This window comes from Caldanaerobius polysaccharolyticus DSM 13641 (assembly GCF_000427425.1).
Taxonomy (GTDB): Bacteria; Bacillota; Thermoanaerobacteria; order Thermoanaerobacterales; family Caldanaerobiaceae; genus Caldanaerobius; species Caldanaerobius polysaccharolyticus.
Genome location: NZ_KE386494.1, coordinates 369,832 through 389,895, shown reverse-complemented (window position 1 = coordinate 389,895; position 20,064 = coordinate 369,832). Strand labels below are relative to the sequence as shown.

Here is a 20,064-nt window from a genome sequence, read left to right as displayed (position 1 = left end):
GTAGATTTGGAAGGTTTAATATAGTATGTAACATCTGTTTCAAAATACAAGGGGGATGAAAGATGCAGCAGGCCAAGGTTACTTTTGAGCGCGTGTCATACAGCAGCGGAGGAAAAGACATACTAAAGGATTTAAGTTTTGATCTTCCTGAAGGTTTTATACACACGGTCATAGGCCCATCAGGCGCCGGTAAGTCCACTATGATAAAGCTTATAAATCGCCTAATAGATCCCACCGCTGGCACGGTGTACGTGGACGGAGAAGACATAAGGTCCGTAGACGTAATAAAGCTCAGGAGAAGAATTGGCATGGTTTTTCAGCAGGCATGTCTTTTTGAAGGAACGGTAGCTGATAATATAAGGTACGGTCCTAGTTTACAGGGCAATAGGGATGTGGATGTGGTAAGGTTTCTCCACATGGTGGGCCTTGATGAGGATTATCAGCACAGAGATGTGAGCCAGCTGTCAGGGGGAGAGCAGCAGAGGGTATCCATTGCCAGGACTTTGGCCAATTCCCCTGAAATAATGCTTCTGGATGAGCCCACGTCGGCGCTGGATCCAGCATCTTCCCAATTGATTGAAGACCTCATATTAAGGTTAAAAAAAGAGCTGAAGCTCACTTTTGTATGGATTACCCACAATATGGAGCAGGCTATAAGGGTGGGAGATTACACTCTTTTGATCGTGGACGGGAGGCTGATTGAGCACAATAGCACCCGGGAGCTCTTTGAAAAGCCTAAGAGCGAAATAACACGCCTTTTTATAGAGGGAAAGTTAAAAAGGGGGACTTCAAAGTGAATGTGCTTTCGCTAGTGTTTGCTTCCAGTCTCGTACTCATTGCCATGTTCATATCATATTATCAAAAGCTAGGCATTGAAAGAGAGATAATAGTGGGGACGGTAAGGGCAGTAGCGCAGCTTACGGTGGTTGGATACATACTTCACTACATATTCGCAGCGGACTATTATTTATTTACACTGGCTATGATAGGCGTCATGATATTGGTGGCGGGAAATAACGCTGCTAAAAGAGGTAAAGGAATACCGGGAGTTTTTTACTACATAACCATTTCCATCGCCATAGCTGCTACCATAACTCTCTCGGTGTTAGTGCTCTTTAAAGCAATTCGCTTTGTACCTCAGGAAGTCATACCGGTGAGCGGCATGATAATAGGCAACTCCATGGTATCATCAGGGCTTGCTGTATCAAGGCTTAGAGATGAGGTAAAAAACAGGGCTCTTGAGATTCAAGCATCGCTAGCGCTGGGAGCCAGTGCCAGGCAATCAGTGCAGAGAATACTGAAGATAGCTATAAAGACGGGCATGATGCCTACCATAGATGGCATGAAAACGTTGGGCATTGTTCAATTACCCGGTATGATGACAGGTTTGATATTGGGAGGAGTGGATCCTATAAACGCAGTAAAATATCAAATTATGGTGGCCTTTATGATGGCCTCGACGGTATCTATATCCTGTTTTTGCGTTGCCTTTTTGACCTACAGGAGGTTTTTCACCGCTCATCACCAGCTGGTGCAGCCGTTTTGATTTTGCACTCTTGTTTTTTCTTTGATTATGTGATAATATATATCTGTCGTTTGCGGGAGTGGCGGAACTGGCAGACGCGCCAGACTTAGGATCTGGTGCCGCAAGGCATGGGGGTTCAAGTCCCTTCTCCCGCACGGTAGGGAGATATTGCTTTTGCAATATCTCTTATTTAGTATGCTTATATTTTTAAATGCTGTGATGTGCGCTTGTAATTGATATTTTTTGTGTGTTATAATTTACTGGTAAAATACAAAAAATAAAATAATACGTAGGAGGATAATTGATGAGTGTACGTTTGGAAAAAATAGAAAACAATGTGGCTACGCTAAGGATGGAGATACCCTATGATAGGTTTGATAAAGCGGTGCAGGTCTCTTATTTAAAAAACGTCTCTAGGTTTAATGTGCCGGGATTTAGGAAGGGCAAAGCGCCGAGGAAGATTATTGAGAGATTTTACGGCGAAGGCGTATTCTATGAAGATGCTATCGATGAGATCTTCCATGAAGAGTACAATAACGCCATAAAGGAAAACAACCTTATACCTGTGGATTTGCCTAAAGTTGATATAGAGCAGGTGGGTAAAAATAAAGACCTTATTATAAAAGCCGAAGTGACGCTAAAACCTGACGTTAAGCTAGGCCAGTACAAGGGAATAGAAGTGGAAAAAGTAGAGTATAATGTTACAGACGAAGATGTGCAGAAAGAGCTTGAAGACATGAGAAATAAAAACGCCAGGTTAGTAGCCGTTGAAGACAGGCCTGTGCAGAAAGGCGATATAGTGTATATCGATTTTACAGGGTATGTGGACGGTAAGCCTTTTGAGGGAGGATCGGCGGAAAATTATGCGCTGGAAGTGGGCTCTAATACGTTTATACCGGGATTTGAAGATCAGCTAATAGGTGCTAAAGCTGGCGCTGAGCTGGATGTAAAAGTCAAATTCCCAGAAGATTATGGCGCTAAAGATTTGGCCGGGAAAGACGCGACGTTTAAAGTAAAAATTAATGATATAAAAGTGAAAGAGCTTCCTGCCCTGGATGACGAATTTGCCAGAGAAGTCAGCGAGTTTGATAGCCTTGATGAGTTAAAAAAAGACATAAGAGCGCGGCTGGAGAAAGAGGCTGAGTTCAAAGCAAAGAACCAGCTTACCGATGCTGTGCTGAAAAAGGTAGTTGACAACGCCAGCGTGGATATCCCTGATGTTATGGTAAATCGGGAGATAGACAATATACTGGCTGAGTTTGATTTAAATATGAGATATTATGGCCTGGATATGTACAGATATTTAAGGTATGCAGGTATTTCTGAAGAACAGTTCAGAAATAACGTAAAGGAAGAGGCCACCAACAGGGTAAAGACCACATTGGTGATAGAAAAGGTAGCGAAGGAAGAAAACATAGAAGTAACCCAGGAAGATGTAGATAAAGAGATAGAGGAAATGGCTAAAATAAATAACGTGGACGTGCAAAAACTCAAGGAAAGTTATGATGAGCAGCGTATAGAGCACTTAAAGGAGCATATTTTAGTGGAAAAAACAATTGATTTTTTAGTTAATAATAGTAAAATAGTAGATAAAGGGGAAGATCAGAACAAGGAGGCAAAATGATGAATCTCGTACCTATAGTTATAGAGCAAACAAATAGAGGCGAAAGGTCCTATGATATATATTCCAGGCTGCTCAAAGAGCGTATCGTCTTTTTGGGCGACGAGATAAATGATGTAACAGCTAGTCTGGTGGTTGCCCAGCTCCTGTTTTTGGAGTCAGAGGACCCCGATAAAGATATTATGCTGTATATAAATAGCCCCGGCGGATCTATATCGGCAGGTATGGCCATATATGATACCATGCAGTATATAAAGCCAGATGTTTCTACTATTTGCGTGGGCATGGCCGCGTCGATGGGAGCGTTTTTGTTGGCCGCTGGCGCTAAGGGCAAAAGGTTGGCATTGCCCAATAGCGAGATTATGTTACATCAACCGCTGGGTGGTGCTCAGGGGCAAGCCAGTGATATAAAGATACAGGCTGAGCATATACTGAAATTAAAAGAAAAGATAAACAAAATACTGGCAGAGAGAACAGGACAGCCTCTCGAAAAGATTCAGAGGGATACAGATCGCGATTTCTGGATGAGTGCGGAAGAAGCAAAGGATTATGGGTTGATCGATGACGTGATTTACAAGAGGAAATAGTTGCTTTAAGAGAGGTGAAAAAATGGCGAAATACGACAACTCTAAACAGTTAAAATGTTCTTTTTGCGGAAAGACTCAGGATCAAGTAAGAAGACTGGTGGCAGGGCCTGGTGTTTACATCTGTGATGAGTGCATAGAATTGTGTCAGGAGATTATTGAAGAAGAATTTGAAGATGAAAATAGCTTTGAGTTCAACGACCTTCCTAAGCCTAAGGAGATAAAGGCCATACTGGATGAATACGTGGTGGGCCAGGAGAAAGCCAAAATCGCATTATCCGTAGCTGTGTACAACCACTACAAGAGGATTAACTCCAAGGTGAAAACCGATGACGTGGAGCTGCAGAAAAGCAATATTTTGATGTTAGGTCCTACCGGTTCAGGAAAGACGCTGTTGGCTCAAACGCTGGCAAAGATCCTCAATGTGCCTTTTGCCATAGCTGATGCTACATCCCTTACTGAAGCAGGGTATGTAGGTGAAGATGTGGAAAATATACTTTTAAAGCTCATACAGGCAGCAGATTACGATGTGGAAAAGGCGGAAAAAGGCATTGTTTATATCGATGAGATAGATAAAATAGCTCGCAAGTCGGAGAATCCCTCTATAACCAGAGATGTATCGGGAGAAGGGGTTCAGCAGGCATTGCTTAAAATACTGGAAGGGACGATTGCCAACGTTCCGCCTCAGGGTGGGAGAAAGCACCCACATCAGGAGTTTATACAGATAGACACTACGAATATACTGTTTATCTGCGGCGGTGCTTTTGACGGCCTTGAGAAGATTATTGAAGCCAGGACGGCGAGAAAATCCATGGGCTTTGAGGCCGAGATAATCAGCAAGGAGAATAAGAAGATAGGTGAGATTTTATCAAAAGTAATGCCCGAAGACCTATTGAAATTTGGCCTTATACCCGAGTTTATCGGGAGACTGCCCATCGTCGTGACGCTGGACTCCCTGGATAGAGATGCGCTTATAAGGATTTTGGTGGAGCCGAAAAATGCCCTTGTAAAGCAGTACCAGAAGATGTTTGAGATGGATAACGTGAAGCTGGAATTTGAGAAAGACGCTCTAGAAGCCATTGCTGATAAAGCCATAAGGCTAAAAACAGGTGCTCGGGGGTTAAGAGCTATCATGGAGGATATTATGCTGGATGTCATGTTTGAAATACCCACGAGAGACGACGTAGAAAAGTGCATCATCACAGCCGAAACTGTGGAAAAGCGTTTGAGGCCTACACTGGTGATAAACGAGCAGAAATCCTCCAAAAAAGGCCGGAAAAAATCAGAGAGCGTATCTTGAATCCTTGAGTATTACCACCTCTAAGTGCACATAATATGCATGAGGAGGTGATTTTTATTAGCAGCATTTTGCTCTTAATTGAGCTGGTTTTTGCAGCTATTCTGGGCTTATACCTTTACAATACTGCTAAAGGTCCTCAGTACAATAGGGTGGCAATCGATAGGGAATCTAAAAAAGAGATGGAAAAACTCAATAAACTCAGGCATATACATCTGACAGAGCCGCTCGCGGAGAAGACAAGGCCACAATCACTTAAAGAGATAGTGGGGCAGGAAGAAGGTATAAAAGCCTTAAAAGCGGCTTTATGCGGTCCCAACCCACAACACGTGCTGATTTACGGTCCGCCGGGGGTGGGGAAGACAGCAGCCGCGCGATTGGTGTTGGAGGAGGCCAAGGCCAATCCTTTTTCACCTTTTAAAGCTGACGCCAAATTCGTGGAGATGGACGCGACCACATTGAGATTTGACGAGAGAGGAATTGCGGATCCCCTTATGGGGTCGGTTCACGATCCTATATACCAGGGAGCAGGACCTCTGGGCATCGCTGGTATACCTCAGCCTAAACCGGGGGCAGTCACCAGGGCTCACGGCGGCATACTCTTTATCGACGAGATAGGAGAGCTCCATCCTGTGCAGATGAATAAGCTATTAAAGGTATTGGAAGACAGAAAGGTTTTTCTGGAGAGCGCTTATTACAATTCTGAAGACACTAACATACCTAGGCACATACACGATATATTTCAGAATGGCTTGCCTGCTGATTTCAGGCTGGTAGGAGCTACTACCAGATCCAGCGAAGAAATCCCTCCTGCTTTAAGGTCCCGGTGTGTGGAGGTGTATTTTAGGGAGCTTACCAGAGGTGAGGTGGCGACTATCGCTGAAAATGCAGCTAAAAAAGGCGGTTTTGAGCTACAGGAGGGTGGTGCCGATCTTATATCCCGGTACGCCGCCAATGGGCGGGAAGCGGTGAATATGGTTCAGCTGGCTGGAGGGCTTGCTATAACAGAGGGAAGATCCGCAATTACACTGGAGGATATTGAGTGGGTTATAAATAATGGCCATTATAACCCCAGACCTGACATTAAGGTGAAAGACAAACCTCAGGTAGGGTGCGTAAATGGCCTGGCGGTTTACGGGCCAGGATTAGGAGCCCTTATGGAGATCGAGGTGACAGCGAAATCTGTTTCTAAAGGAAGTGGAAGGGTAAAAGTTACGGGTATTATAGATGAAGAAGAGATATGCAACCAAAACAGAAGGGTAAAGCGAAAGAGCGCGGTTAGCGATTCCATCGAGAATGTCATGACTGTGTTGAAAAATGTGTTTTCCATCGATCTGGCCGATTATGATGTTCACGTGAATTTCCCCGGGGGCATACCTGTGGACGGACCTTCAGCGGGGATTGCCATTACTACGGCGGTGTATTCGGCAGTACTTAACAGGCCTGTGGACAACTGGGTAGCTATGACAGGGGAGATATCCATAAGAGGAGAAGTAAAGCCGGTAGGTGGCGTGGTAACTAAAATCAATGCAGCTAAAGACGCTGGGGTTAAAAAGGTTATTATACCTCATGAGAACTTTCAAGAAACTTTTGCGCATATGGAAGGTATTGAAGTGATGCCGGTAAAGGATATAAGAGAAGTTATAAAAGCGGCTATAAAAGATGATGTGCCTGAAGATAGAGAAAAGGTAATACACTTTAATACACAACTTAAGACAGTAAAAAACTAATCCAATGGTTTTGCCATTGGCTTTTTTGTGTGTTATTATATTATATGCTATATTTATATTTTGTAAATGTCGAGGTGACCAGATGCAAAACGTTGATGTAAAAGTAAAGACCATTCCCCTTATACCGCTAAGGGGGTTAACAGTATATCCATACATGATTGTACATTTTGACGTGGGTAGGAAAAAGTCCATACTGGCGATAGAAGAAGCTATGGCTAACGATCAGGTGGTGTTCCTTGTAACGCAAAAAAATTCAGAAGAGGAAGAGCCTTCCATAGAGGATTTATATAAAATCGGAACTTCAGCTAAGGTGAAGCAGCTTTTGAAATTGCCGGGCGGTGTGGTCAGGGTATTGGTGGAGGGCATCAGCAGAGGCGAAATCCTATCGGTACAGCAAGACGAGCCGTTTGTCAGTGTAAATATAAAGGAGCATGTCGATCAACCCATTGAAGAGAGCAAAGAGATCATAGCTCTGATGAGGAATGTGGCCAATGCTTTTGAGGAGTACATTGGCTATATGAACAATATATCCCCTGAGGTCCTCCTTTCTGTGGTATCGATTAAAGAGCCCGGCAGGTTGGCTGATGTTATTGCGTCCCATATATCCCTCACCACTGAACAGAAGCAGGAGATTCTGGAAAGTCTGGATGTGAAAGAGCGGCTGGAAAAGCTGTACGGTATGCTGTTAAACGAATTGGACATAATGGAGATCGAAAAAGAAATAGCGGCCAAGGTGAGGAAAAAGATAGACAAGGTGCAAAAGGATTATTACCTCAGGGAGCAGTTGAACGCTATAAGAGAAGAGCTGGGCGAGTCAGATGACGCTCAACAGGAAATAGACGAGTACAGGGATAGGATTGAGAAAGCCGGTTTGCCTGATGAAGCCAGAGAAAAGGCGTTAAAAGAGCTGGACAGGCTGGCTAAGATGGCACCGGGTTCTCCCGAAGGTTCTGTGATAAGGACGTACCTTGATTGGATTTTGGACCTCCCGTGGCATTCTTTTACTGAGGATAAGCTGGACATAAAAGAAGCCAGGAGAATCTTAAACGAAGATCACTATGGTTTGGAAAAAGTTAAGGAGAGGATACTGGAGTACCTGGCGGTAAGGAAATTAAAGGAAGATGTAAAGGGGCCTATACTCTGCCTGGTGGGTCCTCCAGGGGTAGGCAAAACGTCTTTGGGCAAGTCCATAGCGAGGGCTATGGGGAGAAAATTTGTGCGGATGTCCCTGGGTGGCCTAAGGGATGAGGCGGAGATTAGAGGACATAGGAGGACGTATATAGGCGCTATGCCTGGACGGATAATATCGTCTCTTAAATACGTCCACTCTGCCAACCCTGTTTTTCTTCTGGATGAGATCGATAAAATGAGTAGCGATTTCAGGGGTGATCCGGCGTCAGCTATGCTGGAAGTTCTGGATCCCGAGCAGAATGTTTCGTTTAGAGATCATTACATGGATATACCTTTTGACCTCTCTAAAGTGTTTTTTATAACCACAGCCAACACCACCGACACCATACCGAGACCGCTTTTAGACAGAATGGAGATTATATATATAAGCGGTTATACCGACGAAGAAAAATTGAATATAGCTAAAAAGTACCTATGGCCAAAGCAGCTAAAAGAACATGGCATTCAGAAGTCTATAGCTATATCTGATAAGGCCATAAAAAAGATAATTGAAGAATATACCAGAGAAGCTGGTGTAAGGAATCTGGAGCGCAATCTGGGGTCATTGGTGAGAAAAATCGCCAGCAGGATAGCGGAGAATAAGGACTTTAATGTGACGGTGAGCGCCAGAATCGTAGAAAGTTATCTGGGCAAACCTGTGTATAGGCGTGAAAAAGCCGTTGAAAAAAACGAGGTAGGTGTGGTAACAGGCCTGGCGTGGACACCTATGGGTGGAGAGATACTGTCAGTGGAAGCCCTGAAGGTCCCCGGTAGTGGTAAACTGGTGCTTACAGGTCAGCTGGGAGATGTCATGAAAGAGTCCGCTCAGGCAGGGCTTACCTATATAAGGTCGAAAGCTAAAGAGCTGGGCATAGACGATGATTTCTACAAAAACTACGATATTCACGTGCATGTCCCCGAAGGTGCTATACCTAAAGACGGCCCTTCTGCGGGTATAACCATGGCTGCTGCGATGGTATCGGCGCTTACAGGCAGACCTGCTTTAAGCGATGTAGCCATGACCGGGGAGATTACGCTGGTGGGGAAGGTGCTTCCTATAGGCGGTGTAAAAGAAAAAGTTCTGGCAGCTTACAGAGCAGGGATTAAAAAGGTCATACTGCCTGAAGACAACAGGCGGGATGTGAGCGATATACCCCAGAGCATCAGGCGCAAAATAGGATTTGTATTTGTGAACAATCTCGATCAAGTACTGGACAATGTGTTACAAAAATGATAAAATAACTAATGGTTGCATATAGTGACTTCATATGGCATGTACCCCTTACTATTTTATAGGAGGGTGACATGTTGTGTTCTGCAAAACGTTAAAGAAGTTGAGGAAGTCTCACAATATGACTCAAGATGAATTGGCTGAGATGTTGAGCTTGTCCAGGAGCGCGATATCCCTTTATGAGACCGGCAGGCGGGAGCCCGATTATTCTATTTTAACTAAACTGGCGGATATTTTTGATGTGAGCGTTGATTACCTGTTGGGTCGAGAGGTAAAGTACAGTATGCTGAGAAAAACTTCATAAAAGGGCGTATGCCCTTTTTTTTGCGCCTTTTTAGCTAATCACCAATTGTAACCGAAAGAATATTATGAAGTAGGAGGTGTTGCTGTGAAAAAGATATTACTGACCATATTAGTTCTTCTGGTTATCGCCTTTTTTGCAGTGGGCTGTAGTGCAAAGCACAGGTTGACAAGGGTGAATTTTACAGAAGTGGTTCGATCTATATTTTATGCCCCTTATTATGTGGCGGTCAGCGAAGGCTTTTTTAAGGAAGAGGGTCTTGAGCTCAACATATCCACGGCGCAGGGCACAGACAAGGCTGCGACGGCTGTCCTGTCAGGTAGTGCGGATATAGGTCTTATGGGCCCTGAAGCGACGGTTTACGTACTTAAAGAAGGCAGAAAAGATCCCTTGGTTAACTTTGCTCAGTGCACTAAAAGAGATGGCTCTTTTCTTGTGGGCAAGAAACCTGAGCCCGACTTTAAATGGGAGGGTTTAAAAGGGAAGAAAGTGATAGGAGGAAGGCCCGGCAGTATGCCTGAGATGACCCTAGAATACGTATTAAGGGAACACGGTCTTGACCCTAAAAGAGACTTAACCCTTGTGACGAATCTTCAATTTACAGCCACCGCAGGGGCTTTTATGAGATCTGATGCTGACTATGTGGCCCTTTTTGAACCTACTGCGTCTCTGGTAGAAAAGGAAAAAGGAGGTTATATTGTCGCGTCTATAGGAGCAGCCAGTCATCCTGTCCCCTATACAGCCTTTAGCGCAAAAAAGAGCTATATTCAAAAACACCCTGATATCATACAGCATTTTACCAATGCTCTTTACAAAGGGCAGCGTTGGGTACAATCCCATTCAGCTGAAGAAATTGCCCGGTCTATAAAGTCCTTTTTCCCTGATGCTGACGTTGACCTTATAGCTACGGTCGTGGATAGGTATAAGAAACAGGATACGTGGAGCACAGCGCCTGTTATGAAGGTAGAGGATTTTGACGTGCTACAGGATGTGCTCTATAAGGCAGGAGAGATAGAGAATAAGGTAGACAGCGCAAAGCTCATAGACAATACCTTTGCAGAGAAGGCTATAAAATCTATTAAATGATGATCCTTCCAAGTGACATGGTTTTTGACCGTGTCGCTTGGATTTGGATAAATTGAGGGTGGTAGTGTGGAAAATAAGATGATAACGATAGACGGGATTGGGTTGACGTATCACACTCTTTATGGGGAAACAAAAGCCATCGAAGATGTGACTTTTGAAGTGGATGAAGGGGAATTTGTAGGAGTCATAGGTCCTTCTGGATGCGGAAAATCTACCCTCTTGTCCATCATTGCAGGGCTATTGAAACCGTCTAAAGGTACGGTTACTGTAAACGGGAAAATAGGGTATATGCTGCAAAAAGATCACCTCTTTGAATGGAGGAACATATTTCAAAACGTCTTATTGGGCCTTGAGGTAAAAGGGCTGATCACCGATGAAACTGTGGCGTACGTCAACGACCTTCTGAACAGATATGGCCTGGGGGAATTTAAACGCTATTATCCAAATCAACTTTCAGGAGGCATGAGACAAAGGGCTGCTTTGATAAGGACATTGGCACTGAGACCTGATATAGTGCTTTTGGACGAGGCTTTTTCTGCTTTGGATTATCAGACGCGGCTAGCCATATCCGACGAGGTGTGGAGGATATTGAGAGAAGAAAAAAAGACGGCAGTGATAGTCACCCACGATTTGGCTGAAGCTATAGCTATGTGCGATAGAATTGTGGTTTTATCTAAGAGACCTGCTGTGGTAAAAAACATATACAAAATTGAGCTGACATGTTCTGACAGAACGCCTATAGGTTGTCGAAAGGCGCCTGAATTTAAAGAGTACTTTGACGCTATATGGAGGGAGCTGGATGTTCATGTGTGATGGAGTGATTTCTAAAGAGCATGAGGATTTTTTGCGGAGAATGAAGCGCAGAACTATGTGGGTGAGGGCAGTCCAGATTTTGATTCTCATTGCTTTTTTTGGCTTGTGGGAGATAACTGGCAGGCTGGGTATTATCGATTCATTTTTAATAAGTATGCCTTCAAGGATGTTTAGCACCATAATATCCCTGTCTCAAAGCGGTTCTCTTTTTTTGCACGTGTGGGTTACGTTGAGCGAAACGCTTTTGGGTTTTACGCTGGGCACTGTATTGGGCATTCTGATTGCCGTAATACTGTGGTGGTCTGATTTTATATCAGAAGTGCTCGAGCCGTATCTTATAGTCTTCAATAGCCTTCCTAAAACAGCTTTAGGGCCCATTTTTATCGTCTGGATGGGAAATAATCAGGCTCCGGTCATCACCATGGCTTTGGCCATATCCCTTATTGTCACCATTATAAGCGTGGTCACTGGATTTAATCAGGTAGATGAAGATAAAATAAAGCTTATAAAGACCTTTGGAGGCACAAAAAAACAGGTGTTGACAAAGGTAATTCTTCCGGCTAGCGTGCCCACCATTATGTCGGCGGTAAAGATCAACATGGGACTGTCGTGGGTGGGTGTCATAACAGGAGAATTCCTGGTCTCAAAGGCCGGACTGGGGTACCTTATAGTTTACGGAGGGCAGATTTTTAAACTGGATATCGTCATGTCCAGCGTGCTGATCCTGAGCATTTTGGCGGCCTTAATGTACGTATTGATTGATTACCTGGAGAAAAAGATGCTTGGATCAAAATTCAGATAATAACATTCCTGCCAGTATCAGCATGGCGCCTATACTATTTTGAAACGTCAGGGTTTCGCCTGCCAGGAAGTAGGCGAAGATTGCTGAAAATATAGGCTCAGCGGTAAATATGAGGGCGGTATGGGTTGCTGTAGTGTACTTCTGCACGTGGGTCTGCACAGCATAAGCTATAGCTGTGGCTAAAAGACCGGTTATGAGCAAAGCCTCCCATGTAAAAGCGCTGGTGGGTATTGAGGGCTTTTCCCATGCAAAGCTGGTTATGGTGCTTAAAAGAGCCACTGTGCCGATTTGGTATATAGCAAAGGGTATGGAACTGGTGTGGCCGTTAAATGCTGATATAAGCAGTATTTGAGCAGTGAAGAAAAAGGCGCATATAAACGTGTATACATCGCCAGCGTTAAATGACATGTTTTTGAGGCTGTTAATATCCATGCTTAAAAGGCCAAGGCCTATAAAAGCCATTACGGTGCCGCAAGCAGTAAGTTTTTTTATTTTTTGCTTCAATAAAAGCGCCTCAAACACCGGTACCATAATGACGCTAAGCCCTGTTATAAAGCCCGATTTAGAGGCACTGGTATACATAAGGCCCAACGTCTGAAAAGCATAAGCCAAAAAAAGAGATGTCCCTGTTGCCAGGGAATAAAGTAAAGTGCGTTTATCCACTTTCAAGGCCGACTTATGAAAGATCGCAACAAGGGCAATGAAAGCTATGAAAAACCTTATGGCTAAGAAGTTAAATACGGGTATGCTTTCTATGGCCTTCTTTACAGTGACGAACGTTGAACCCCATATTACGGTGATTGCCAGTAGTGCCAGATCGCTTTTCAATTGCCTGCTGTTCACTTCTTATACATCCCCTTGGCGTGATATATGATGATTATAACACAATTTACAACGCAAAAGAACATGAATAATACATGGTTGCATTTATAGAGGTGTAGATATAAAATAATTGAGGTGTTTAATCCAAAACCCGTTTAAATTTTATCAAGAGGAGAGAAGATATGAGGATATTCGAGGTATTTAAAAACCAAAAAAACCTGGAGAAAGGCCATGTGGCACTTAAGTACAGGGATACTGTGGTAACTTATGAGGATTTATCTATGTACGTAGACAAATACGCTGCGTATTTTCAATCGATAGGGGTAAAAAAGGGAGACAAGATAGCCATAAGTTCGCCTAATTGCCCCGAATTCGTGTATACGTACCTGGGTGCGTCTAAAGCAGGAGCTATAGTGGTGCCTTTAAATATGATGCTTACCCTTCAAGAAATAGGTTATATCTTGAAAGAATCAGGTACCTCTACAATAGTTATACATCCCGAAGTGTTGCAGAGGATAGATAGGTCCACCTTGCCATCGCTTAACGTAAAAAATGTGGTGGTTTTGGATGAGGATTTTAAGTCTTCAGTGTTAAAACAGGGAGAGGTTATGGATGTGGATGTATCTTCAGCAGATATTTGCACTTATCTTTATACATCAGGTACCACCGGCAACCCTAAAGGAGCTATGTTGACCCATGACAATCTGATATCTGACGTCATCGCGCTGGATGAGGCGTCGGATTTAGGTCCTTCGGATAACTTTCTCTGTGTTCTTCCTATGTTTCACAGTTTTTCGTGGACCGTCAATGTGCTTTTAGCCTTATACCTGGGCAGCACTATCACCATAAAGGATTCATTTATGCCCAAGGATATATACACTACCCTTGTAAATGAAGGCATAACCGTATTCTGCGGCGTGCCGTCCATGTTTGCTGTTTTAGTCAGGATGGCTAAAAAGGGTGAACTGAAAACACTGAAACTAGGCATCTCAGGAGGAGCGCCACTGCCGCTGGAGGTGCACAGGAGATTTGAAGAGATATTTGGTTATCAGATAATAGAAGGTTATGGTCTTTCTGAGGCTTCTCCTGTGGCTCTTTTAAATCCTCTGGAGCCTGATGCTGTGAGAAAAGTGGGTTCTGTCGGTATTCCTCTTCCAGGGGTTCAGGCGAAGGTAGTTGATGACAACGATATGGAGTTACCACCAGAAGAGGTAGGAGAGCTGGTGATAAAAGGTCCCATAGTCATGGCAGGGTATCACAATTTGCCAGAGGAGACGGCTAAGACTTTAAGAAACGGCTGGCTGCATACGGGGGATCTGGCAAAACAGGATGAGGATGGATACTTTTACATTGTGGATAGGCTTAAAGACATGATAATTGTAGGTGGTTATAACGTTTATCCGAGAGAGGTGGAAGAGGTTATATACCAGCATCCAGCGGTTCAGGATGTAGCTGTGGTAGGCATTGGCGATAAACTGAAAGGTGAGGACGTCAAGGCCTTTATAGTGTTAAAAGAAGGATATGAATTGACCAAACATGAACTCCAGAAATTTTTGCAGGGCAGGCTGGCCACCTACAAGATACCTAAAATCTATGAATTTGTACCCCAGTTGCCCAAAACCCCTACAGGCAAGGTGATGAAAAAGCTTTTAAGATAGTCATCCCCACCTTGCTCCCCATAATTTCATTTCGATTATGATAGGTTTCAAACTCCTGCCTTTTTCTGTAAGAGAATATTCGACGGTGGGGGGTATAGTAGGATACGCGGTGCGCTTTATAATGCCCTTTTGTTCTAACTCTTTAAGCCTTTGGGAAAGGGTTTTTGGGCTTATACCCCCCAGGGATTTTTTTAACTCGCCGAATCTCATTTTTCCATCAAAAAGGTTTTTTATTATTAAAAATGTCCATTTGCCCTCTAGTATGCTCATGGCTTTTTCTATGGAGCATTCTACGTCAGGGCATTCCATTTTTTCATAATAATCCTGCACTTAAAACAACCCCCTTTTTAGAAAGCTGGTATCCTTTTTGTAACTATGTGACGTGAATGTAACTACTTTTCATGATAAACCAATCATGATATACTGTCAATTAAGGATCACACTTTTTAATAGAGGGGGAGAAAGGGTGGAAAAGAGAAAATTCGGCAAAACAGGTCTGGAAACTTCCATTTTGGGCTTTGGCGGTTTTCACCTTCTGGAGATACCCGCAGATGAAGCAGAGTACCTGTTAAATCGTTATCTTGACCAGGGTGGCAATTATATAGAGACAGCTGCCAGTTACGGCAACGGTGAATCAGAGAGGAAAATAGGTCGGGTTGTGTCTCGGAGGCGCAATGAATTTATTTTAGCCACCAAGACGGGGGAAAGGACTAAAAAAGGCTGCCTTGATAGCCTAGACAGGAGTTTAAAAAACCTTGACACCGATTGGGTTGATCTTCTTATTATGCATGGCGTGGGGACTATAGAAGAATTGGACGCCATATTGGGTCCCGGTGGCGCCATAGAAGGTGTGCAACAAGCCCAAAAAGAAGGTAAAGTGAGATTTGTGGGAATCTCCATGCACGGGCAACCTGACGTTTTGATAGAAGCTTTAAAACGCTATCCTTTTGATGCTGTTATGACTACAATAAACTACTATGATAGATTTAATTTCCCCGAAATCGAGGATGTCCTGGTGCCACTGGCAATGGAAAAACAGGTTGCCATAATATTGATGAAACCTATTGCTGATGGCTTTTTGTGGAGATCAGCGCCAATGGCTTTCAGGTATGCTATGAGCCAGCCGGTTTCTGTGGTGGTCACGGGGATAAATACCCGCGAGATGCTGGAAGAAGATCTGCGGTACGCCAATGAATTTGTCCCCCTTGCTGAGGAGGAAAAAGAGGAAATATTTAAAAATGCCATTGAACTGGGGAATTACGTGTGCAGGCAATGCAGTAAGTGTTTGCCCTGTCCTGAAGGCATTAATATACCTGAGATATTTAAGCTCGAGGGGTATTATGACAGGCAGATGAGGGATGGCGTAGTGAGAGATCCAGCGGAGTTTGCATTAAGGGACAGGCTGCGCTTTTGGTTTGGCAATGATAAGATGGCCAGGGAGAGGTACAGCCAATTGGATGTGAAAGCAGACAGATGTACGAAGTGCGGTCAGTGTATGACCAGATGCCCTTACAATATTGATATTATAAAGAAATTACATATAGCGGATTATAAGCTTGGCAACAAAGAGATTTTTTAAAGCGAAGGAGAGGGGAAAATGGGTTCAAAGGTTTTGTTTGCATCGGTAAAATATAATAAGTACGACGCAGATGTTACTCTTCCCGCCAAATTTGGCAGGCTTATAGACAGGATGAGCCAGGAGATGGCTCTTGAAGAAGTAGTGAAAGATAAGTGGACTGCTGTAAAAATGCACTTAGGGAGGGGAATAGGTTATAGCACTATCCATCCTCTATTTGTAAAGTTACTGGTGGACAAATTAAAAGGCTATGGGGCAAAAGTTTTCATAACCGATCAGGTGGTAGAAGGAGCTAGGAACAGAGGCTATACTGAAGAGTTATTGGGCGTTCCCATTGTCCCTGTCTGTGGTTTAATGAACAGATATTATTATGAAAAAGAAGTGGATTTTAAGACGTTTAAGAACGTGGATGTAGGGGGATACATACACGACGCCGAGGTCATGATAAATTTGTCCCACGTAAAAGGACATGGCGCCTGCGGTTACGGAGGAGCCTGCAAGAACATAGCAATGGGCTGCGTTACAGATCGAACTAGACAACAGATCCATGGCCTGGAAGGCGGGCTTGAGTGGGATGAGGAACTGTGCATACACTGCGAGATGTGCGTAAAAAGCTGTAACCACAACGCCAACAGTTTTGATGAAAATGGCAAGTACCGGGTATTTTATCACCACTGTACTCTTTGTCAGCACTGCGTAAAAGTGTGCCCTACGGGTGCTATAAAGATGAACGCCCACCAGTACGAGGATTTTCAGAAAGGCATGGCGATATGCACCGAAGAGGTGTTGAAGACGTTCAAGCCAGGACACGTATTTTACATCAACTTCCTGACAAACATCACCGCTTTATGCGATTGTTGGGGACTTACCACTCCTTCGCTGGTACCGGATATAGGCGTTATGGCGTCTCAGGATATAGTAGCCATTGAACGAGCTTGCCTTGATGCCATAAAAGTGGAAGACTTGATACCATCAGGTATACCTCAGGGGTTGGAATTAGGTCAAAAAGGCCATCTCTTTGAGAGGTTGCATGGCAAAGATCCTTTTGTCCAGCTCAGAGAGTTGGAAAATAGGAATTTAGGTACGCAGGAGTATACAGTAGAGGAGGTATTTTAAAGGGGGGATCTCACAGGAGATTCCCTTTTTATTATGTGAAGTGAAATTATTGATTTACAATTTTTAAAAATTGTATTAATATTAGTAATAGAGTTAGTAATAGAACTGATAAAGGGGATGGGTTTGTTGCAGTTTATTAGTCCTACCAGAGGTCGTATGAATTTAGATGAACTTTGCAATGATATAATTGGGTTTATAAAAGAAGACGACAAAAGTGAATACACCCTTATTATAGGTACAGATTCTCAGCCTGGTAACAACGTGTGTTTTGTCACAGCGATAATTATTTACAGGAAAGGTAAGGGAGCGAGGTACTATTACAGGAGGTTTTTTAATAAGAAAGTAAATTCCCTGCGCCAGAGGATTGTAATGGAGGCGACGTACAGCCTTGACGTTGCTAATCAGGTATACGAGATTATCTCACAGAAAGGGTACGAGTACATGAACGTGGAAATTCACCTGGATGTAGGTGAGAAGGGCAAGACCAGGGACATTGTGAAAGAGGTTGTAAGCATGGTGACAGGGTGCGGATTTTTGCCTCACGTAAAGCCTGACGCGTACGGGGCCAGTAAGGTAGCGGATAAGCATTCAAAGTACGCTATATGATGTTAAGGCACATCCCTAACGCGCTGACGATTTTTCGCATGTTACTGGTCCCTGTTTATATTGCGGTCTTTTTTTTCTCTAAAGGCAACAGCGCCTTTTACGCGCTTTTAGTCTTTTTACTAGCAGGAATAACCGATGTGGTTGATGGCATGGTTGCCCGAAGGTACGGTTTTGTAACGAAGTTTGGAACGCTGGCAGATCCCCTGGCAGATAAGCTCATGCTGGTGACCGTACTGTTTTCTCTGGCGGCAAAAAATTTAATTCCCTTTCCTATCCTTTTTATCGTCGTTATAAAAGAAGTTATAATGGTGGCAGGTGCAGCGTTTTTATATGGTAAGAGAAAGTCTGCTATTAAAGCAGATAAGTTCGGCAAAATGGCTACAGTGGTATTTTATATAGCCGTGGTGGCTGTGGTGGTGAAGATACCTTATGCTATTTATTTGATGATTACGGCTATAGTTATGACCATTGTAGCATTGGTCAATTACGCAAAGAAATTTTACATGACCATCAAGTGATTTATCAGAGCAACGCTACACAAGAGGTGATTCTATGGCCGATATGTCCTGCATTATGGTTATATTTGGGGGCACAGGGGATCTCACGCGGAGAAAATTATTGCCGGCTATTTACAATCTGTATACGGATGGCCTTTTACCTGAAAATTTTGCAGTAGTGGCGGTGGGCAGAAGAGACTACAGCCACGAGGTGTATAGAAATCTAGCCAGAGAGGCTGTTGCAAATTTTTCCCGAAAATCTATCGACGATGAAAAATGGAGTGTTTTAGCACAAAGGATTTACTACAAAAAATCTGAATTTCACGATGACCAGGGGTATAGATCATTAAAAGCTTTTTTAGATAGATTGGATACAAATTACCATACAGGGGGTAACAGGGTATATTACCTGGCGGTAGCTCCTGAGTACTTTGAAGTCATAGCAGGACAGTTATACGCTCACGACATGGCAAAGAACGATAAATGCTGGCAGCGGGTGGTGATAGAAAAACCCTTTGGCAGGGATCTGAAATCTGCGCACTATTTAAATCATAAGCTTTCCCAGGTTTTTGATGAAAGCCATATATACAGGATCGATCATTATCTGGGAAAAGAAATGCTACAGAATATAATGGTTATACGGTTTGCCAACGGCCTTTTTGAACCCATATGGAACAACAGGTATATAGACAATGTTCAGATCAGCATCGATGAGACGGTGGGCGTGGAAAACAGAGGGGATTACTACGAAAGAGCAGGGGCGTTGAGGGATATGGTACAGAGCCATATGCTTCAACTTTTATCACTAATCGCTATGGAGCCTCCTGTGGACCTTACCACTGACTCTATAAGGGATGAGAAGGTCAAGGTTTTGAAATCGTTGAGGTCCATTACTAGAGAGACCGTGATGGATTCGGTGGTAAGAGGGCAATACGGCAAAGGCTTTGTCGATGGAAAACCTGTGGTGGCGTACAGGCAAGAAGAACGGGTATCTCCTGATTCCAATACAGAGACCTTTGTGGCCCTTAAAGTACATGTGGACAATTTTCGCTGGGCTGGAGTACCTTTTTACCTGAGGACTGGCAAACGATTAGCTGACAGATCAGCCAAAATCGTAATTCAATTTAAGCAATTGCCAGGTATATTGTACTTCAAAGAGTATGGGCCTCTTGAGCCCAATCTCCTGGTCATATGGATACAACCCCGAGAAGGTGTTTACCTTCAGTTTAACGCCAAAAAGCCAGGGCAAAAATACAGTATAATACCTGTCCATATGGATTTCTGCCAGAACTGCGCGCTGTACAATAATTCTCCAGAGGCTTACGAGAGGTTATTGTACGATGTGATGAGGGGGGATTCTACCCTTTTTACCCGTTGGGATGAAATAGAAAGTTCCTGGCGTTTTGTGGACAGCATTGTAGAGGCGTGGCATGGCAGAAACGACGACGTACTGATCTACCCGTCGGGTACATGGGGGCCTGAGGCTGCCAATGAATTGCTTAAAAAAGACGGATTTAAGTGGTGGAACGTCACACCCCAGGGCGTTGGAGGGCATACTGATCTGTGAAATGTGATGTTTATCACAGAAAAATGCGTTTTTTTAGTTTATCTTATTATGTGTAATTTGAT

At 43.6% G+C, this 20,064-nt stretch carries 19 protein-coding genes and 1 tRNA gene; 18 read left to right on the top strand and 2 right to left on the bottom strand.

Features of this window, described 5'->3' with window-relative positions; translation table 11 throughout:
- The first annotated feature begins 62 nt into the window (after positions 1 to 62).
- From CALPO_RS0102870 to CALPO_RS0102815, 12 genes are all read left to right on the top strand, one after another.
- Positions 63 to 797 carry an ABC transporter ATP-binding protein gene (locus CALPO_RS0102870; protein ID WP_026485986.1) on the top strand — a complete coding sequence of 245 codons (735 nt, stop codon included), beginning with the start codon at positions 63 to 65 and terminating at the stop codon, positions 795 to 797.
- A complete protein-coding gene (locus CALPO_RS0102865; protein WP_026485985.1) occupies positions 794 to 1,546 on the top strand; it encodes an ABC transporter permease in 753 nt (250 codons plus the stop codon). Before CALPO_RS0102870 ends, CALPO_RS0102865 begins: the two co-directional genes overlap by 4 nt.
- Positions 1,547 to 1,598: 52 nt before the next feature.
- Positions 1,599 to 1,680, top strand: a tRNA-Leu gene (locus CALPO_RS0102860).
- Between the two features lie 149 nt (positions 1,681 to 1,829).
- Complete coding sequence (tig, locus tag CALPO_RS0102855) at positions 1,830 to 3,149, top strand: trigger factor (RefSeq protein WP_026485984.1); 1,320 nt, start codon at positions 1,830 to 1,832, stop codon at positions 3,147 to 3,149.
- The gene (gene clpP / locus CALPO_RS0102850; protein WP_026485983.1) at positions 3,149 to 3,733 is read left to right on the top strand and encodes an ATP-dependent Clp endopeptidase proteolytic subunit ClpP; all 585 of its coding nucleotides are present in this window, start codon (positions 3,149 to 3,151) and stop codon (positions 3,731 to 3,733) included. Before tig ends, clpP begins: the two co-directional genes overlap by 1 nt.
- Positions 3,734 to 3,755: 22 nt before the next feature.
- Positions 3,756 to 5,030: an ATP-dependent Clp protease ATP-binding subunit ClpX gene (gene clpX / locus CALPO_RS0102845; RefSeq protein WP_026485982.1), complete on the top strand. Its 1,275-nt coding sequence runs from the start codon at positions 3,756 to 3,758 to the stop codon at positions 5,028 to 5,030.
- 47 nt (positions 5,031 to 5,077) lie between these two features.
- Positions 5,078 to 6,757: an ATP-dependent protease LonB gene (lonB, locus tag CALPO_RS0102840; RefSeq protein WP_026485981.1), complete on the top strand. Its 1,680-nt coding sequence runs from the start codon at positions 5,078 to 5,080 to the stop codon at positions 6,755 to 6,757.
- 82 nt (positions 6,758 to 6,839) lie between these two features.
- The gene (lon, locus tag CALPO_RS0102835; protein WP_035172044.1) at positions 6,840 to 9,161 is read left to right on the top strand and encodes an endopeptidase La; all 2,322 of its coding nucleotides are present in this window, start codon (positions 6,840 to 6,842) and stop codon (positions 9,159 to 9,161) included.
- A gap of 76 nt (positions 9,162 to 9,237) precedes the next feature.
- Positions 9,238 to 9,462 carry a helix-turn-helix domain-containing protein gene (locus tag CALPO_RS13100; protein ID WP_035172041.1) on the top strand — a complete coding sequence of 75 codons (225 nt, stop codon included), beginning with the start codon at positions 9,238 to 9,240 and terminating at the stop codon, positions 9,460 to 9,462.
- Positions 9,463 to 9,567: 105 nt separating this feature from the next.
- Complete coding sequence (locus CALPO_RS0102825) at positions 9,568 to 10,545, top strand: ABC transporter substrate-binding protein (RefSeq protein ID WP_407638214.1); 978 nt, start codon at positions 9,568 to 9,570, stop codon at positions 10,543 to 10,545.
- A 78-nt stretch (positions 10,546 to 10,623) separates the two neighbouring features.
- Positions 10,624 to 11,358 (top strand): ABC transporter ATP-binding protein, encoded by a 735-nt coding sequence (locus tag CALPO_RS0102820; RefSeq protein ID WP_035172277.1) that lies wholly within the window; start codon positions 10,624 to 10,626, stop codon positions 11,356 to 11,358.
- Positions 11,345 to 12,160, top strand: a complete 816-nt coding sequence (locus CALPO_RS0102815; RefSeq protein ID WP_026485977.1) for an ABC transporter permease — start codon at positions 11,345 to 11,347, stop codon at positions 12,158 to 12,160. The genes CALPO_RS0102820 and CALPO_RS0102815 overlap by 14 nt, the downstream gene beginning before the upstream one ends.
- On the opposite strand, the gene CALPO_RS0102810 is transcribed toward CALPO_RS0102815, so the two are convergent.
- Positions 12,146 to 13,003 (bottom strand): DMT family transporter, encoded by an 858-nt coding sequence (locus CALPO_RS0102810; RefSeq protein ID WP_035172038.1) that lies wholly within the window; start codon positions 13,001 to 13,003, stop codon positions 12,146 to 12,148. The two genes, CALPO_RS0102815 and CALPO_RS0102810, sit on opposite strands and share 15 nt — an antisense overlap.
- 161 nt (positions 13,004 to 13,164) lie before the next feature.
- Between CALPO_RS0102810 and CALPO_RS0102805 the strand changes: the two genes are divergently transcribed.
- On the top strand, positions 13,165 to 14,640 hold the full coding sequence (locus CALPO_RS0102805; protein WP_026485975.1) for a long-chain-fatty-acid--CoA ligase: 1,476 nt from the start codon (positions 13,165 to 13,167) through the stop codon (positions 14,638 to 14,640).
- Here the strand turns inward: CALPO_RS0102805 and CALPO_RS0102800 are convergent, their stop codons facing one another.
- On the bottom strand, positions 14,641 to 14,970 hold the full coding sequence (locus CALPO_RS0102800; protein ID WP_245589875.1) for a winged helix-turn-helix transcriptional regulator: 330 nt from the start codon (positions 14,968 to 14,970) through the stop codon (positions 14,641 to 14,643). It lies immediately after the preceding gene.
- A 136-nt stretch (positions 14,971 to 15,106) separates the two neighbouring features.
- On the opposite strand from CALPO_RS0102800, the gene CALPO_RS0102795 reads away from it, so the two are divergent.
- The 5 genes from CALPO_RS0102795 (at position 15,107) to zwf (ending at position 20,002) form a co-directional block, all read left to right on the top strand.
- A complete protein-coding gene (locus CALPO_RS0102795) occupies positions 15,107 to 16,219 on the top strand; it encodes an aldo/keto reductase (protein ID WP_026485973.1) in 1,113 nt (370 codons plus the stop codon).
- Between the two features lie 18 nt (positions 16,220 to 16,237).
- The gene (locus tag CALPO_RS0102790) at positions 16,238 to 17,332 is read left to right on the top strand and encodes a DUF362 domain-containing protein (protein WP_026485972.1); all 1,095 of its coding nucleotides are present in this window, start codon (positions 16,238 to 16,240) and stop codon (positions 17,330 to 17,332) included.
- Between the two features lie 126 nt (positions 17,333 to 17,458).
- A complete protein-coding gene (locus CALPO_RS0102785; RefSeq protein WP_026485971.1) occupies positions 17,459 to 17,938 on the top strand; it encodes a ribonuclease H-like YkuK family protein in 480 nt (159 codons plus the stop codon).
- A complete protein-coding gene (locus CALPO_RS0102780) occupies positions 17,935 to 18,456 on the top strand; it encodes a CDP-alcohol phosphatidyltransferase family protein (protein ID WP_026485970.1) in 522 nt (173 codons plus the stop codon). The genes CALPO_RS0102785 and CALPO_RS0102780 overlap by 4 nt, the downstream gene beginning before the upstream one ends.
- A 34-nt stretch (positions 18,457 to 18,490) precedes the next feature.
- Complete coding sequence (gene zwf / locus CALPO_RS13095; RefSeq protein ID WP_035172034.1) at positions 18,491 to 20,002, top strand: glucose-6-phosphate dehydrogenase; 1,512 nt, start codon at positions 18,491 to 18,493, stop codon at positions 20,000 to 20,002.
- Positions 20,003 to 20,064: the final 62 nt, after the last annotated feature.